The sequence below is a fragment of the Dorea sp. BIOML-A1 genome (assembly GCF_009875615.1).
GTDB classification, from domain to species: domain Bacteria; phylum Bacillota; class Clostridia; order Lachnospirales; family Lachnospiraceae; genus Dorea_A; species Dorea_A amylophila.
Genome location: NZ_WWSA01000020.1, coordinates 1 through 16,917, shown reverse-complemented (window position 1 = coordinate 16,917; position 16,917 = coordinate 1). Strand labels below are relative to the sequence as shown.

Genomic DNA, 16,917 nt, shown 5'->3' with positions numbered 1-16,917 from the left:
TATGATACATATAACAGCAAAAACAAAACATCCAAGAGCCGAAAGGAGAACATGTTATGAAAAAAATATTAGTAGTTTTATTATCTCTCACATTAATATTTGCTTTTACAGGATGCACTTCATCCAATAATGGAGCAGCAGAAGATGTAGAAATTAAGACACAGGAAGTTGTAACATCAAATACAGATGACGATGATGATAACATCAGTAACACAGAAAACGCAGTAGAGAATGTGAACGAAAAGGATTATGATTTCTCTTCTTATGAAAACGATGTCCGTAATATAACAAAAAGTGTAAACAATGCAAAACCATCTACAAATGCATCTGAGAATCACGAACAATTCTACGCTTTGAAAAAACAGGTAGACGCAGTTGATGACGAACTGGATAAACTTGATGATGAATTTGAGTATGCTTACCAGATGAAAGAGATTAGCTTCGAGACATACAAAGCGAGAGAACGCACGATTGAAAAACTGGAAGATGAACTGGAATTAGCAGAAGAAGCGCTGGAAAACAAATACGGCATTGATGATTAATTCCATCTGGGCTACAAGAATGTGGCAGAACTTTCTTAATTTCTAAAATCGGGTAGGAGGTAGATAATTATTTTATCTACCTGCATACCTCTGCAATCTGACTACGGCATGAATTATGAACACAGATAAATGCGACTTTTTTCTTATTCATGAAACGGACACCTCTCTTTAATACATTGGTTGTTCTTATCAGAATGAATACACTTTATAACAGGCTTTTCCATTTGTATATTGAAATTCTCTGCCACATAGTCAATTGCTGAGATTATGGCTATATAGGAATCTCTTTTACAACATCTTGGTCCACCAATGCTCCCGATTGCGTCAAGTGCCTTAGAAGTCATTTTATTAGCCAGACCCCAAGGTTCATTTTTAAGTGGAGTCGCTCCTGAGATTATTGATATAAACATTCCTGTACTAATTCCGGCGCCACAAGCACCCCAGAATCCACATACACCGCCTGGAACAGCTTTTCCTCTATTCATCATTTCAAGCAGAGCTTCCGGCAAATCAATCTCACCACCTGCATTTTTATATGCGGTAAGAAGTGCTGAACCAACCATAACATGATGCTCTGGTCCATGCATATGACAGAATGGCTGCGCCATCATTCTTCTTATAATTTCTATCGGATTCTTAGATGTTTCACTAAGACATATGTCTATAATTACACCCATTCCTTTTGTATGGCATTCATTACATACATAATGACCCTGCTCACATCTAGTTTTGCTTAATTCCTTTTTATGGCATAACACACACTCCATCATTTCATCTTTTTCAAGATATATAAGTGGTGCTTTACATATAATACATTCTTCTTTCATTTCCTACCTTCCCAAAGCTTCAACAAATGAACTTGCCTCTCTTATTACTTTTTTGTTCAGAGAATAATAATGCCGCTTGCCTTCCTTACGATCATTTACAATCCCACAGTCAACCAATATTTTCATGTGATGTGATAAAGTAGGCTGCGTGATATTGAATTTATCCAGAATCTTACATCCGCATTTTTCTCCGTCTGACAGCATCCGAACAATCTCCAGTCTATTTGTATCCGATAATGCTTTACATATTAGTATCATATCCTTTGCTTCCATTTTCGCTACCTCACATAGGCAATCATCTATATATCAAATTACCCTACGCATAGATGCTTGTCAATGTGTATTTATTCAATAAAGTTACCCGGCAATCATCATAGATACAAATCGAAGCCCCAACCTCCGAAAGACTGAGGCTCCTAACATCAGTTAATTACTCTTACAGTTGCCGAACGGACACATTCATTTTTTCTGCAAGCATTTCTTGTGTAAACCCATTTGTACTTCGCAGTTGTTTTATTTTTTCTCCCATTGTCATATAATGCACCTACTTCCCCAGAATTTATTTTACCACGTATTCTTCTGTTCATCTGTCACCTGCATCGTATCCGTATTTACCAGATAAAAATCTACCAATTCGGTCTCGTAATTACCGTCTGGATATACTTTTTCTAACACCAGTTCTTCGCAAGAATTACCATCCGCATCCGTCTTCGCTCCGTTGTCATACAGACAATATCTTACATTTACCGTATTACCATCTTTTGTTTCCTGCGTTTCACTGACAATACCATAGACTTCTCCTTTTGCATTCGCAGTGTAACTGAAGGCCATATTTTGAAGTGCATTATTCTCCTGAAGATAATTATAGACCGCCAGCATCGCATTCTGAATCGTCAGACCATCATGCTGTCCTTCTGCCTCATAATCTTCTACCACATCTCCGTTCTGAGTATCTTCTGTCACTGGAAAATCCTCTGTATCCGCATCCGATGATTCTTCGTTATCTTCTTCAGCATCCATTATATCCGAAGAATCCAAAGACCACCACAGACCATCCATACTCTGCATAACAAATGGATTATTGGTTCGATATCTCCGCTCGCCGCCATAATCCTCCTGCACGGTTATATACGTATATTTGCTGTCATGACCAGTCACCGTCTCCTCTCCATCCATTCCGAACACTACACTCAGACCACTCATTCCAATAATCAAAAGTGTAAATATCGCAGCAGCTCCAAAAATGATCATTAATGCCACTCTGTTTTTACCAGGCTGTATGGATAATGCCTGGCAATTGTGTCTGTACAAGCTTACGATTCCCCAGATTAAAAGAATCGCCAGACTGATTGTAATAACAGCAATCGATATTTCTGCGAAACGATATCTCACTTCATATCCCATATCACGGTTTATACCATACCACAATCCGTAAAAGAAGGTACTATATGCAAGAATCAAAGTAATGATACTGATCCGTACCGGATGCTCTTTCTTATCCGGCACTGCCTTTTTCAGTGCTTCTGCCATCTGCACTGTATCTCTCTGCTCTATCCACTCAGCAAGCTCAGTTTCTGTCGGATATACACATTTAGTATCCGGAATCCCTGCATAACGCATCTGGCTCTCTTGAAGCCCTTCTGTATCTCCTGCCACTACTGCTGTAACCACTTTCAGGTAATAATACACCTTCAACTGTGCCGGATTAAATTTATCTATACAAATATCTTCCAGCTCCTGTGTAGCCCGTTCATAATTGTCAAGAAGTATACTCATCCTTGCCATAACCAAAAGCATCTGATTCGCCACAGCAGGGTAACGTTGATATTGTTTCTCATATAAATACTGTGCATACTCATGTCGTTCTTCCGGTGTTAACCGGTAGGACTTCTTTCTACTCTGTGCCAACATCGCGATTCGCATACCATAAGCCAATTCTAAAATCGCAATCAGCTGGCAGATAAATGCACCAAATCCCCAGATATCTGTTATACGATCCACATAGGTTACCAACACAATGCCTAGCATTGCCGGAATCACGATCAACCATTTTGCCCAATCTGATTTTCTCACACTAACACTCTCCTGAATAGTTTTTCTGAATATAGTATATTACCGCACACACCAATCAACCATAATCTGCGGAACAGTCTCGTTTGTACGGATAAAAAAATAAACTGAGCCACGGCTGTTCCAACATGAAATCAGCCGTGGCCTTATTTATATCATTTCACTCTTTTTTGAAATAGAACAACACCACAGCAACAACTCAAATCGACTTAAAATTCCAGACTATTCGCATTCAGCAAGAAATACTTCATTCCCATGATGACAAAACCTTCATCATTTCTCCAAGGCTTTTTGCTGCCATTTACAATGACGATCTTCTTGAAAGAGTCCGGGATATTACGCAGAGAATTGAACTCCTGCGTCTGTTTTTCTTCCGAAGTCATGTCATATGCAACCTGGATATAGTATCTCTGGTTTCCTTGATTCACCACAAAGTCAACCTCCAACTGCTTGCGAACACGTTTGCCCTCTTTATCCTTATCGAAGATATCCACGACACCCACATCAACATTGTAGCCACGGATCAGCAGCTCGTTATAAACAATGTTCTCCATGATATGAGTAGGCTCCTGCTGTCTGAAATTCAGACGTGCATTTCTCAGTCCCAGATCAGTAAAGTAGTATTTCAGATTTGCACCGATATACTTTCTGCCCTTAATATCGTATCGGCTTGCCTTGGAAATCAAAAAGGCATCTGTCAAATGGTCGATATGCTTGGAGATGGTTTTATTAGCATAAGTCATCTGGCGCTCACTGGCAAAGGTATTGGCAATCTTTGAAGGGTTGGTCGGTGCGCCGATTGCAGATGCAAGCACATCAACCAGAATCCCAATCTCATCCACGTTCTGAATCTTATTTCTTTCAATAACATCCTTCAGATAGACATTTGCAAAGATGTTCTTCAGATAGTCCGCTTTCTGTCGTTCGCTCTGGAAACTTACGATCTGCGGCAATCCTCCGTAGATCATGTAGTCATCCCAGGCATCATCATAATCACCGTCATAGACAGAATAAAACTCTGCAAAGGAGAGAGGGTAGATTCTAATCTCATCACCTCTGCCACGGAATTCGGTCACAATGTCGCTGGACAGGAACTTGGAATTACTTCCGGTGACATACACATCAATATTGCTCATGCGGAGCAGGCTGTTCAGCACTTCCTCAAATCGTGGCATGAACTGCACTTCATCCAAAAGGAGATAATACTTCCCGTCGTCTTTCATGGCATCCTTGATGTACTTGAAGCATACCTTGGGATCTCTTAATTCCTCGTTCTCAATACCATCCAATGCAATTTCAATAATATGATCAACATCAACGCCGTTCTCCAGTAAGTATCTCTTAAAGATGGTAAACAGCAAAAAGGATTTGCCACATCTACGAATGCCGGTAATCACCTTTATCATTCCATTATCTTTTCGCTCGATCAGCTGCTGTAGGTAAGCGTCTCTTTTAATCTCCATCGTTACACTCCCCATTTCCGTGCATCTGCACACTTTTTAGTAATGAGATTCTATCACAGAACTACCTGAATTTCAATATGTATTCCCATTTTATGTGCATCTACACACTTTTATGTAATGTTGATAAATATATTTTCAGATTTTTTTGATTGCATTGTCTATAATCGACTACTCCAATCGTTATTATAGGTAGACAACAAAAAGAAGATGGTTCCGATGCTGCGCCCTAATGCTTTTCGGATTCAGTTCAACAAACTTGAAGTTATCACTCTGTCAGTCGATTCTCCTCGCCCCAGACACAGAGCTGATCCAGCACAGTCATCAGCGATTTTCCACGCTCCGAAAGTGCATATTCCACCTTCGGCGGAATCTGCGGATACTCGGTACGGACGATCAGTTTGTCTGCTTCCAGCTCCTTGAGATTCGTGCTGAGAGTCTTGTCGGAAATGGTTTTCAGATACCGTTTCAACTCATTGAATTGCACCGTCTCAAACTAGTTCTTTATCATTTAACTTTCTCATAAGATAGTACCTGTCATAATTGCCAGTACTTGAATTTATAATTTGCATGGAGATAATTATAAGCAGGATGAACAGTCCTGTCAATATGATCACAAGGAGGAATTATCATGCGAACAAAGCTGAAAATTACCGAAGGCATTTTCCCCATGCCGGTTCTGATGGTTGCAACTTACAACGAGGACGGCAGCGTCAATGTCACTGCCGCTGAGAACGTTATGGTGGATGGAAAAATTGATATGTCTAAGGTCAACACCATCGCATTAAGTTGAATTCTATAGCCAGCATAATGGTGCATATTTTACAGTAGCAAGAAATTATTTTTTGAAAATTTTGTATTTTTCTGAAATTTAGTACGGAAAAGAGCATATGGCTTTTCTCCACATGCTCTTTTTTAGTAAACTGTTAATAGACATCAGATATAATAAGATTCGATCATTATTCTTTTTTAACAGTCATCCTGTCAACTAATTAATATTTTCACCGTTGGTTGAAATAACTTCTTTATACCACTCGAAAGAATCTTTCTTTCTTCTAGACAAGTCTCCTGTTCCATCATTATGTTTATCCACATAAATGAATCCATATCGCTTATCCATCTCACCGGTTCCTGCACTGACAAGGTCGATACATCCCCATGGTGTATAACCCATCAAATCTACACCATCTTCCTCTACTGCCTTTTTCATTTCTGAAATGTGGTGCTGCAGATATTCCACACGGTATGGATCGTGAATGCTTCCATCCGCTTCTAACGTATCATATGCTCCAAATCCATTTTCTACAATAAACAGTGGTACTTTGTAGCGATCTGTAAACCAATTCAATGAATAGCGCAGTCCGATCGGATCAATCTGCCATCCCCATTCACTTGTCTTTACGTACTGATTCTTTATGCGATCCTTTTCTCCGCGGTAGTCATATTCCGGATTATCTGGTTCTGCTTTTGTACAGAAAGACATATAATAACTGAAACCGATATAATCGACACAGCCTTGTTTCAATACTGAAAGATCTTCTTCTGTTACGTCGATCTTAAGGTCTTTTCTTTCCCAGTATTTCAAAATATTTACAGGATATTCTCCTTTTACATGCACATCTGCATAATAATATCTTTTCTGCATGGCTTTTTCGGCCTGCAGTATATCTTCCGGACGGCAGGTAGCCGGATAGATTGGGCACATTGCAATCATACAGCCAATCTGAAATTCCGGATTGATCTTATGCCCTGCTTTTATCGCTTCAGCACTGGCAACCAGTTCGTAGTGAGATGCCTGATACATCAATTCTTCTACATTTTCTTCTGGTTTAACCACAACCCCGGAATTAGCGTAAAGCATGAATCCGTCACCGATATCTGCCTGATTATTAATCTCATTAAATGTCATCCAGTATTTTACTTTGTCTTTGTATCGTTCAAAGCAAGTTACTGCAAATTTCACGAAGAAATCAATCAGTTTTCTGTTTCTCCATCCACCATACTCTTGTACAAGATGCAGAGGCATCTCAAAATGACTCAGTGTGATCACTGGTTCGATCCCATATTTCAGACATTCCTCAAACATGTCATCATAGAATTTTAATCCGGCTTCATTCGGCTGTTCTTCATCACCATTTGGGAAGATACGTGTCCATGCAATACTTGTACGGAAACACTTGAATCCCATTTCCGCAAATAAGCGGATATCTTCTTTATAGTAATCATAAAAATCGATTGCTTCATGATTCGGATAATTCTCGCCTTTTAGTATTTCACCTGTTATTCTTCTTCTTGTATTCACATCTCCGCTGGTTACAACGTCCATAATGCTCAAGCCTTTTCCATCTCGATCATAGGCACCCTCCAGCTGATGAGCAGCAACTGCGCCGCCCCAGAGAAAATCTTTTCGAAATCCCATTGTTATTTCCTTCCTGTTGTCTTAATTGCTTTGTATAATAGTGTTGGGGGCTTTTGCCCCCAACTTTCTGTTTCTATATTCAATCTCAGCTTAATGATTATTTCTCATCGATTCTCTTATACAGTGCAATGAATTCATCTGCAAGAATGCGGAATCCTTCTGCACTCATAAGCTGATCTTCTGCATGCATCAGAAGCATGTATCCATTGGAAATTTCACCATTTGCATCCATTGTCAAAAGATCTGCATGAGCGTTATGTCCAAGTGAAAAGGCTTCATCACCTTGTTTAATCAGTTCTGCTGCCTCATCATATTTTCCTTCTTTCGCACACTGGATTGCATTGATAAAATGTGTTCTTGCTGTACCTACATATGTGATGATCTGAAAACATGCCGTTTCAAATTTTTCGTCCATTTTTGTCTCCTATCCTGCTATTATTTTTATTCTGATTTTACCAGTCTTCATCCTCATCTTCTACCGGCTGATTCTTCTCCTGAACCAAATTCATCTTGTCAATCTTCTTAATGAATGGCAGATAAACAAAGAATGAAACACAAAGGATCACTAACTGAAGTAAAGCACTTTTCCATCCTGCTAAAAGGAATCCTGAGATAATCGGTGGACAAGTCCATGGGATCTGTGTTGCTCCATATAATGGGCAGATTCCTGTATACAGTGCAAAATACTGGATTAAACATGCGATCACAGGCATTCCAATAAACGGAATTGCAAGCATTGGATTCATAACGACTGGAGCACCAAACAGGATTGGCTCATTGATTCCAAATATTGCCGGAATAATTCCCAATTTACCAAGTGCTTTCAACTGTTTTGATTTTGCAAAGAAGAACATATACATTACAAGTCCGATTGTGATACCTGCACCTGTTATATTGATAAACTGATCATAAAACTGCTGTGTTACAATATGTCCTCCATTTGCTATTGTAAGTTCTACACCACTGTCAATAATAGCCTGATTTGCAAGGCTGTTTGCCTGTAATAGTCCTGTCATGATTCCACCAACTACTGTTGAACCATGAACTCCGAAGAACCACAGGAATGGTCCTGTAAAGCACATCAGAACTGCTCCACCAAGGGAGTCTGTCATTTTCTGAAGTGGTGTCTGAACAACTTTGTAAATAATTTCCATACCTGTTGTGTTGAATCCAATAGAACAGATACCGTGAATTACTGCAGTCCCTGTCAGGATTACGAATGCCGGGATTAATGCTGAGAATGCATTTGTTACACCTTCCGGAACTCCGGCCGGCATCTTAATACGTATATTTTTCTTCAAGAACCAGCAGTAAACAAGTGGTACGATTAATCCAACAATAATTGCTCCGATCATTCCCTGTCCTGCTGTCCATGTCTTATTAATGATTCCAGTAACAACTTCTCCACTTTCTGTTGTTATGGATGAAGGCATCAGGATCAAGAATGATGCTAATGAAATAATTGCACAGTTGAGTGGTTCCTGATTTTCCAGTTTCGCATAGCTATAGCTGATACCGATAACTGCGATCATCGCACTGATGGAGAATGTTGCACCACATGCCTGATCTAATACTGCTTTGATTCCTGTAGACTCTAATACATCGACAACTGCCTTTACAGGAAAGTTTGACAGGATCAGGAAGATTGATCCGATGATCAGAGGAGACATGGAAGTCACCATACCATTTTTAATTGACTGTATTCCCTTTGTGTTAATAAACTTAAGGATTATAGGGATTACTTTTTCGTTAAATTTCTCTTTCATTTGCTACTACCCTTTGCTCTGTTTTTTTGCTTTAAATTGTGTATCTTTGTTTTCTCTTATTTATTTTTCGCAAGCTTATATGCAAATTTCAAAACATTCATTCCATTGCACATTCCATAGTCCTGCATTGGGATCACATCTACCGGAACCCCTTTTGGCTCACAGATTTCTTTTGCTCTGCCAAGCTGATATCCTACCTGTGGTCCGAGCAGTGCTACATCCACACCTTCAATCACGCGTTCCATATCTGTAAATGGATATGCTGCGATGTCAGCATCTTTTCCTTTTTCCTTTGCTGCCTCTTCCATCTTCTTTACGAGAAGACTGGTTGACATTCCTGCTGCACAAAATAATCGAATTACCATGATTGTTTCCTCCCTTATTTCTTTCTCATTTGCTTTGATGGTGCTAGTATAACAAGCATTTTTCGTTTTGTCAGTACTTTTTCCTGTTTCTGGTTTCTGTTCCATATAGACGGAATTTGTTACATAAAAAAAACAGGGCATTCTACTTTGTTGTGTAAAATGCACTGTTTTCCTTTTCCTTTTTTGTATATTATGATACTTTTTCGTGTATTCTGTTTTTTTTGTTACTTATCTGGTTACTATTCGTACCATTACATTCTACAACCTTAATGAAATAAGTCTTCCATATCATTTTGAAACAGATCATCTGTATCGTTATGGACGCCCTTCAATTCTCTTCCGATTAATTCCAAAATAAAAACGACTGCCATCTGGGATGTCAGATCATAATTTTCGTCTTCTTTATATTTATACTCTGAAACATAATAATTTATATTGCAGTCACTCATCTTCGCCAAAGAACAGTTTGCCTTATTTGTAATAGATATCAGGCTGCTCCCTCTTCTTTTCAACTTTTCTGCCAACATCAGTGTCTGTTCCGTCTCTCCTGATACAGACAATGCGATTGTAGCTGTTCTCTCACCTTTTCCACGAAATACTGGCGTGAACGGATCATCAATAGCAAATGAAAACCAGCCTACATTATTAAAATATCTTGCCCCATACTTTCCTATAAAAGAAGAATTCCCCACACCTACAAATATAATTGACGATGCCTTTGTAAGTAACTTCACAGCTTCCTGGATATTCTCAGCAAATGCCTGTGTCTGCACCCGTTCAAAGAAATCTTTAACCGCAGTAAGATCCATATTGATTTTCTTCTGTTCCTTGCTGCTGACTTCCTGTTTTAATTTCAAACGGAATTCAGAATATCCCTCGCATCCTACCTTTTTACAAAAGCGAAGGATCGTCGTTGTTGAAACATGAACCTCCTCTGCCAGTTCACGTACTTTCATATATACTACTTTCTCTTCATTGCTGATGATGTAATTATATACATCCATCTCCAACTGATTAAAAGATTTTATCATCTCATGCGTAAACATATGAATTCAGTTCCCTTCTGTTTTTCTCTCTATTTCATTCTTCTTATTATACACTCAACAACTGGCTTACTTCCTTCCAGCACTGTCTTCTTGCTGCCAGTATCGAACACGGCTGATCCAGCGTGATCATTCCACCTTCTGCCGTTAAGTTCAAGTCGAGTCGCCGCATAATCCCACGGATACAACATCAGTTCAAGATATACTCCGTTTGTAGTCCTTTCGTTATGTCGTTTAATTGCAATATCACAGATTCTGTGCTTCTATCTTATCATGATTTTCCTCATTAATCTATAGATATCCGGGGCAAAATCAGCCTGATCAACACCCTGTTTTTTACTGTTCCAAATTATCGAGCCAGTCGTCGAAACGAGAGCTCCAACGGCTGTTTTGTCAAATTATATATCAAATTGAATCCACCTTATCAATCGGCCATAATTTTCTGAGTGCCGCATAAGAAATCAAAAAGTTTGCGAGCCAGCCAGCCGGTACACCAAGCCAGACAAATGCAATACCAAAACGAGGGGCACAGATTAAGGCAACTGACAATCTTATTGCAAGATTTACCATATTTGCAATAAGAAATGGCCACATGATTCCAAGCCCACGAAGGACTCCATCTGTTGCCATCTTGACACCCATGAAAATGAAAAAGTAGCCTAGCCATCTCATATAATCCCCTGATACCTGATAAGCTAAAGCAGTTCCGTCTTTTCCTAAGAATAACGAAGAAATTTGCGTATGCAATGTCTCAATAACTATAAAAGCAAGAACTGCAAAACATAAATCTAACACCAGTGCAGCATGATATCCTTTTTTGATACGTTCGTTTTTCTTTGCACCAAGATTTTGGGAAACATACGGTGAAACTGCATTTCCAATAGATACAAATATCAGTGAAAATACATTCTCTACTCTCATCGTTGCCGAATAACCCGCTAGTGCCTGTGTACCAAATGGATTTACAACCGCCTGTACAATCATCATCCCAATTGACACTGTAGACTGCTGAAGAACCGAAGGTACAGCAATTCGAAGCATTGAACGTAACTCCTGCCCGTCAAACCAGCTAAAGTGACTTTTATATCGGCGCATCCGACTAAAGAAAATCAAAAGTGAAAATACTGCAGAAATTCCTTGTGCAATAAGAGTCGCAAGGGCTGCACCAAACACACCAAGACCAAGTCCAGCCACCATCCAAAGGTCCATAAATATATTTAAAACCGAAGAAAACATTAAAAGACCTAACGGAATCTTTGATTCGCCGATTGAAGTGAACATCGTTGAAAGGATATTGTACATAAACAGAAACGGAAATCCCACAAAATAAACTCGAAGGTACAGTACCGCTTCATCCAATATATCAGCAGGTGTCTGTAATAAACTCATCATTGGATGGGAAAAGCAAAATCCAAACAGACCCAGAAGTATACTTAGAATCAGAAAAGTAATTAATGATGTTGACACAATCGTTTTCATTTTGCTATAATCCCGGGCACCAAAATAACGGCTTACAAGAACCCCTGCACCTACACCTGCACCCAATGCTACACAAATGAATAACTTCCACTTTTTCAGTCTTAGGTTTTCCATCGGTTCCCATGATTGGTCGCTGATTTTCATCCAGGACCTCTTTTTCCTTCATTTTCTTATATGATGCTGGTGCGATGATCGTAATTCCTTTTTCGCCTTTCATGACCTGTCTACCCATGGACTGCCAGTTTTTGTAGCTGGTAACAAGTGTGGCATCCGGTCGCTGCATAGCAATCAGCATTGTATTGTTAAAGGAATAATTGTGAAACTTTGCCATGGTTTTAAGAAATTCCTGATAGCGGTTACTTGTAAAAAGTTCTTCCACACCGGATTCCAGTGACTGCATAATGCTGTCCATATCTTTTCCCTGAACCGGTAATGGAATTGTTGCTGTCTGCACCGTTGGAATATCTCTTACGTTATCTTTTTCTTTTGTATCTGTTACTTCTTCATAGGGTGCGATGGCTTCTGTCACCATTCCTTTAGTTAAATCAATGTCTTCAACACGAGTTGAAAAACGGATCCTGCTATCTGGAAATTCTCCTTTATCTCGAAAGGAATAGTAATTTTCATCCCGTCCTGTAATGATGTGATCAACCAAGGAAATCCCCATCAATTCACCTAATTCCTGCATTCTTGCTGTAGTCTGGATATCCGATGTAGATGGGGTCAGATTTCCGGACGGATGATTATGAATGAGCATCATTGAATGAGCATTAGAAAGAATTGCACTCTTAAATATTTCTCTTGGATTAATCAATGCTTCATTCAGCGATCCTACAGATACGATATTCATATTGATCGGTGTTAAATCTGCCTGCAAATTAACGATACAAAAGAGTTCCCGATCCATCTGAGAGAGAAATTCATTCATAACACGAATGGCTGCATCTGGATTATTCATTGGTTCTTTACTATAAAGTGGCGGCTGCTCCACCATACGAATTGCTACCTGTTCTAATTTATCTGCCATCAGCAACACCTCCAATCGGCACATTTATAATAAATTCCTGATCATGTAACGTCTCAATTTGCTTCTTCAATTTTTCAAACGAAAATGTGTGTGATAATCTTTTTTGATACTGGCTGTATCTTAAGCTTGTATTTGTTTTAATGTTCTCTTTCGTCATAATCTTCTCCTTTTCAAAAATGCCCCACGACATTTCTTTATGCCGCAGGGCGTTTGCTTATTTAACGGTTTTCATGCTTGGTATTAAAGTTCCATATCATGTTTCTTTGTTTTCGGTTTCTGATCTGGCTGTTCTTTTCCTGTTTTCTCTGTTTTTGCAGCCTGTGCTTCTTTTCCTTTCTGACGTTCTGTGAATCTGTCAGCTTTTTCAAAGACATGATCCTTTATATCAAAGTGATATACATCATTGGTAAGGCGTTCTGCAGGGGCTACCTGAGTGGCATTGACTTCTTTTACCATATCTCTTAACATTTCTGCATCCACTTGCCCGTCATCTGGCAAGACCAGCATTTCATGGATGGATGACGGCAAAATGAAGAAATCATTTCCCAGAAGTTCCCCCATGTTATCCATGAATTCCGGATAAAAGATCACACCGGCTCCATCAATTCTTTCTGTATTCGTAACAACAAAGAATGTCGGCATCTCGCTTGATTCCTGCAATGTTTCCTGCAGCATTTCACGTTCATCCGGTGTCAGCATGAGAATATTTTTCTGGTACATTTCATCTATCAATGCACCTATACTTGATACCTCCGGGGCCATGACACGCGGTGAACTTTTCATAGCATCTTCATGAAGCTGTTCTGCAGAGATTCCATACTGTTCAAGCAGATCATTCTTGATAAACATGGAACTTAATCCATCCTGATCCTTGCCTACTGCCACATGATAGGTGATTGCGAGATCTTCCTTCAGCTGGTGTGGCGCATTTTCGAGGACTTCCTTATTTGCTTCGGCTGATGATACACGAATAAACAGCTTGTCCTTCACATCTTCATAATTTAAAATAACATCTTTTTTCTAACATTTCTTTATCCTCTTTTCTTTGAAATACGAAAGAAAAATTATCCCTTCATATAACGAAACGCTCAGAGCATGTTTTACAGTGGTCAAAAGCAAATTTTTTTACTTTTTTCTTGCGAGTTTTTTTTAATGCCACTCGTAACATTAGATTTTTACATTTTTCATGAAATTAAGTAAAGAAAAAGAGCATATGGAATTGAATCCATACACTCTATGATTACTGGAACTTTATTTCATTTTTAATTCAACAAACTTGAATTTTGGTAAGAAAAAAGCAGTCAATCCTAAGACTAACTGCTTTGTGTATATGGATATAATTTGATTAAGTTTTAAAACCAGTTTGTTTTTTCATCTCTAAATTGAGGGTTATCGCTGTGCTGATATGGATTGTAGTTATTCAGATTGCAACCATATTCTTTTAATGATTTGATTTTGTTATCTTCTGTCCATTCAATTAAGGAAATACCGTCAAATTCTTCAACATTTCCCGTATTCATTTCATTTTTAAAATACCATTCTACGACAGTTTGATTTTCTTTATGAAAGAACTGTTTAATATCCCAAATAATGACTTTACCACGGGTATTCCATTCATTAAACCAATGTTTTACTGTTTTTAGATTTTCATATTTAGGACACCAGCTTTCCGTATAAACAACATCTTCTGTAAAAATTTTATCCATTCCTAAATCTTGCTGTTTCAGCCACATATCAAACCATAAACGAATGATTTTTTCTCTCTCACTCATAATAGAACACCTCAATCCCTAAGACTAAATGCTTTGTGTATGGATATGAAATCGTAAAACTGGAATTTTCAAATTAGTCTTTGCAAATAACCTTTGAACCTTCACCATCGATTACAATTCCCTGACGGTTGTTAATTGGGCATAGATTCAAATCCGAAAATTCAGTCATTATTTTCTCAGTAACTTTCTTAAATGGTGCTGTAAGATAATGCGGAAGAACATAGAAATCAATCAAATCAAGCCCTGCATCATCTTCTTGTGAGTAGTCCTCCGGCTTTTCATCCATTTGTTCAATATATTGGATAGTTGGAGCGCATATAATCGCACCCGCCGATTCACCGATCATCAGTTTTCCCTTTTCCAATTCCTTCTTCAATAGCTTATCCGTTTCCCGTTTTACGGAGCTGATCCATAAGGAAGAAAGAATTTCCACCAGTAAAATAGATCACATCCGCATCTTCAAAAACGGACTGTATCGTTAAATAAGCCTCCGTTGAAATATCAATTTCCGTTACGGTTGCTCCCAGTTTATTGAATAGCTTTCGAGCCGAGCCGACATAACCGGTATAGCCTTCACGCAGCGAAGCTGTGGGAATAAATGCGACTTTCTTGTTATCAATTTCTTTTTTTATCAAACTTCCTACACTTGAAAAGTGCGAACATAAAAACAGTTTCATCCATATCCTCCTTAATAAATTCCGATTCGTGCAAAAGCCCAAGGGACTTTAATGCCCCTTATGCTTTTCTCTTTTCTTTTGCTGTTTCAACTCAAACATTCGCTGTTCTTCCGCCTCTTTTTTCTTGCGGTTTCTCTCTTTACGCTCCTGATTGTTCTGTTCCTGTTGTAATTTTAATGCCTGCTGCGATTTTGTACCGATGCCTGTTTCCATCGTCTGCTTTTTTGCTTCTCGTTGCATACGCTTTGGATTTCTTTTTATATCCTTTACAACAGTTTCAACAGCCGGACTGAATTTCAAACTAAAATAGTATTTTTGAATATATTCCTGCACTTCGTAATCCTTTGGTTCTGCACCAAATGTTACCTTCGCCACAGATAGTTTACCATCTTCAATACGTTCAAATACGCCTACCCAAAATGGTTCTTCAAAATATACCGTCAGTTTTCCACTTGCTTTGTCCATAAGAATCCCTCCTAAAATGAATTGAACAAAGAATGGACAACCCGGAGGGGCAGGTTACTTACCCTATTTGCATAGGACGGCTGGGCTACCTACCAGCTCTAGTACATTTTTAATGTACATTGCGTTTTTATCTTTGTATTTATAATCAAGCCATATGGCACGATTAACTTATTCGGTCAATCCCGATTTTTCGTTCTCTGCGACTTCCCAATAAACGGGAAGTTGGTTACTTCTTGTAATTCATTTTCTTACTTAACACCCCAAACAAAGCCAATAAAAATATTCCAATTCCAAGCAATACGCCAGCCACTTTCATTAATTCATTGTTTGTATACTCTGTATCCGGAAGAATCCCATACTTGTAATAAGAATAACTAACATGGTCTGTGGTATATGCAGCTATGGAATCTCCTACATTATATTCCGAATATACAAATCCCGGTACTTGCATTCGCTTGTGATAATCATTCACTTTTCCATTGTTGTAGTAGAAGAAATAATTCTGAGATATCGTATCAACCGAAGCATCTTCAGCCCTTTTACCTGTAATCACAATATCCTCCATATAGTAATCTTCTCCCAGTACCATCTCTTCCATTTGTGTATTAAATGCTTTAGATGTCAAAAGTATATTTATCCAGACTGTAATGAAAGCTATACTTAAAATAATGAAACAAATCCAAAACAAAATTTTCTTTTGATTTCCAGTTAATATTTCTTTTGATTCTTTGTGCTCAACCAATTTATTACTCATTCCATAATACCTCTAAAGTACTTTTTCCTTCTTCCTTCCCTTCGTCCAAGAAGTGTATCTCACTCAAAGAACTCGGTCAATTCCGATTTCTCAGTTTCAAAAAATGGCATTTATCGTCTTGTTCCATTCTTATCAAAATTCTTTTTTAATGCTATTTCTGTTGGGAGAATAGACCCAATTAAAGGAATAAGTTGAACACCACAGATAATTCCTCCTATACTCCCAACACAATCTTCATTTTTTCCAATTAC

The 16,917-nt window shown here is 38.6% G+C and carries 19 protein-coding genes and 2 pseudogenes; 2 read left to right on the top strand and 19 right to left on the bottom strand.

All coding sequences use genetic code 11. The annotated features are described in order from the left end of the window. Positions 1 to 56: 56 nt before the first annotated feature. Positions 57 to 542 carry an entericidin EcnA/B family protein gene (locus tag GT508_RS08990; RefSeq protein ID WP_161144069.1) on the top strand — a complete coding sequence of 162 codons (486 nt, stop codon included), beginning with the start codon at positions 57 to 59 and terminating at the stop codon, positions 540 to 542. A 143-nt stretch (positions 543 to 685) separates the two neighbouring features. Here the strand turns inward: GT508_RS08990 and GT508_RS08980 are convergent, their stop codons facing one another. From GT508_RS08980 to GT508_RS08960, 5 genes and pseudogenes are all read right to left on the bottom strand, one after another. Then, positions 686 to 1,369, bottom strand: a complete 684-nt coding sequence (locus GT508_RS08980) for a DUF5714 domain-containing protein (RefSeq protein WP_055057108.1) — start codon at positions 1,367 to 1,369, stop codon at positions 686 to 688. A 3-nt stretch (positions 1,370 to 1,372) separates the two neighbouring features. Continuing rightward, the gene (locus tag GT508_RS08975; protein ID WP_055303384.1) at positions 1,373 to 1,642 is read right to left on the bottom strand and encodes an ArsR/SmtB family transcription factor; all 270 of its coding nucleotides are present in this window, start codon (positions 1,640 to 1,642) and stop codon (positions 1,373 to 1,375) included. Between the two features lie 291 nt (positions 1,643 to 1,933). After that, on the bottom strand, positions 1,934 to 3,442 hold the full coding sequence (locus GT508_RS08970; RefSeq protein WP_161144068.1) for a hypothetical protein: 1,509 nt from the start codon (positions 3,440 to 3,442) through the stop codon (positions 1,934 to 1,936). 206 nt (positions 3,443 to 3,648) lie between these two features. Then, positions 3,649 to 4,902: an ATP-binding protein gene (locus GT508_RS08965; RefSeq protein WP_055182611.1), complete on the bottom strand. Its 1,254-nt coding sequence runs from the start codon at positions 4,900 to 4,902 to the stop codon at positions 3,649 to 3,651. Between the two features lie 265 nt (positions 4,903 to 5,167). Next, a pseudogene (locus GT508_RS08960) lies at positions 5,168 to 5,395 on the bottom strand (winged helix-turn-helix transcriptional regulator); the annotation flags it as partial. Positions 5,396 to 5,530: 135 nt separating this feature from the next. Between GT508_RS08960 and GT508_RS14660 the strand changes: the two are divergent. Continuing rightward, a complete protein-coding gene (locus tag GT508_RS14660; RefSeq protein WP_226853377.1) occupies positions 5,531 to 5,692 on the top strand; it encodes a hypothetical protein in 162 nt (53 codons plus the stop codon). Positions 5,693 to 5,887: 195 nt separating this feature from the next. On the opposite strand, the gene GT508_RS08950 is transcribed toward GT508_RS14660, so the two are convergent. From GT508_RS08950 to GT508_RS08890, 14 genes and pseudogenes are all read right to left on the bottom strand, one after another. Then, a complete protein-coding gene (locus tag GT508_RS08950) occupies positions 5,888 to 7,318 on the bottom strand; it encodes a 6-phospho-beta-glucosidase (RefSeq protein ID WP_055303388.1) in 1,431 nt (476 codons plus the stop codon). 97 nt (positions 7,319 to 7,415) lie between these two features. After that, positions 7,416 to 7,733: a PTS lactose/cellobiose transporter subunit IIA gene (locus GT508_RS08945; RefSeq protein WP_006427173.1), complete on the bottom strand. Its 318-nt coding sequence runs from the start codon at positions 7,731 to 7,733 to the stop codon at positions 7,416 to 7,418. Positions 7,734 to 7,770: 37 nt separating this feature from the next. Further along, on the bottom strand, positions 7,771 to 9,084 hold the full coding sequence (locus GT508_RS08940) for a PTS sugar transporter subunit IIC (RefSeq protein WP_006427172.1): 1,314 nt from the start codon (positions 9,082 to 9,084) through the stop codon (positions 7,771 to 7,773). Positions 9,085 to 9,140: 56 nt separating this feature from the next. Beyond that, positions 9,141 to 9,449, bottom strand: coding sequence for a PTS sugar transporter subunit IIB (locus GT508_RS08935; RefSeq protein WP_161144066.1), 309 nt, complete (start codon positions 9,447 to 9,449; stop codon positions 9,141 to 9,143). A 266-nt stretch (positions 9,450 to 9,715) separates the two neighbouring features. After that, positions 9,716 to 10,495 (bottom strand): MurR/RpiR family transcriptional regulator, encoded by a 780-nt coding sequence (locus GT508_RS08930; protein WP_006427170.1) that lies wholly within the window; start codon positions 10,493 to 10,495, stop codon positions 9,716 to 9,718. A 46-nt stretch (positions 10,496 to 10,541) separates the two neighbouring features. Next, positions 10,542 to 10,664, bottom strand: a complete 123-nt coding sequence (locus GT508_RS14805; RefSeq protein ID WP_264292899.1) for a hypothetical protein — start codon at positions 10,662 to 10,664, stop codon at positions 10,542 to 10,544. Between the two features lie 233 nt (positions 10,665 to 10,897). Then, on the bottom strand, positions 10,898 to 12,085 hold the full coding sequence (locus GT508_RS08920) for an MATE family efflux transporter (RefSeq protein WP_243144100.1): 1,188 nt from the start codon (positions 12,083 to 12,085) through the stop codon (positions 10,898 to 10,900). Next, on the bottom strand, positions 11,976 to 12,998 hold the full coding sequence (locus GT508_RS08915; protein ID WP_243144098.1) for a JAB domain-containing protein: 1,023 nt from the start codon (positions 12,996 to 12,998) through the stop codon (positions 11,976 to 11,978). Before GT508_RS08915 ends, GT508_RS08920 begins: the two co-directional genes overlap by 110 nt. Then, positions 12,988 to 13,155 carry a hypothetical protein gene (locus GT508_RS14435; RefSeq protein ID WP_173863451.1) on the bottom strand — a complete coding sequence of 56 codons (168 nt, stop codon included), beginning with the start codon at positions 13,153 to 13,155 and terminating at the stop codon, positions 12,988 to 12,990. Before GT508_RS14435 ends, GT508_RS08915 begins: the two co-directional genes overlap by 11 nt. An 83-nt stretch (positions 13,156 to 13,238) precedes the next feature. After that, positions 13,239 to 14,006 (bottom strand): DUF5688 family protein, encoded by a 768-nt coding sequence (locus tag GT508_RS08910; protein ID WP_330576907.1) that lies wholly within the window; start codon positions 14,004 to 14,006, stop codon positions 13,239 to 13,241. A gap of 344 nt (positions 14,007 to 14,350) precedes the next feature. Then, on the bottom strand, positions 14,351 to 14,770 hold the full coding sequence (locus GT508_RS08905) for a nuclear transport factor 2 family protein (protein ID WP_161144065.1): 420 nt from the start codon (positions 14,768 to 14,770) through the stop codon (positions 14,351 to 14,353). A gap of 73 nt (positions 14,771 to 14,843) precedes the next feature. After that, a pseudogene (locus GT508_RS08900) lies at positions 14,844 to 15,447 on the bottom strand (Type 1 glutamine amidotransferase-like domain-containing protein). 48 nt (positions 15,448 to 15,495) lie between these two features. Then, positions 15,496 to 15,912: a YjdF family protein gene (locus GT508_RS08895; RefSeq protein ID WP_117990310.1), complete on the bottom strand. Its 417-nt coding sequence runs from the start codon at positions 15,910 to 15,912 to the stop codon at positions 15,496 to 15,498. Between the two features lie 226 nt (positions 15,913 to 16,138). Next, positions 16,139 to 16,666 carry a hypothetical protein gene (locus GT508_RS08890; protein WP_055183010.1) on the bottom strand — a complete coding sequence of 176 codons (528 nt, stop codon included), beginning with the start codon at positions 16,664 to 16,666 and terminating at the stop codon, positions 16,139 to 16,141. Between the last annotated feature and the right edge of the window lie 251 nt (positions 16,667 to 16,917).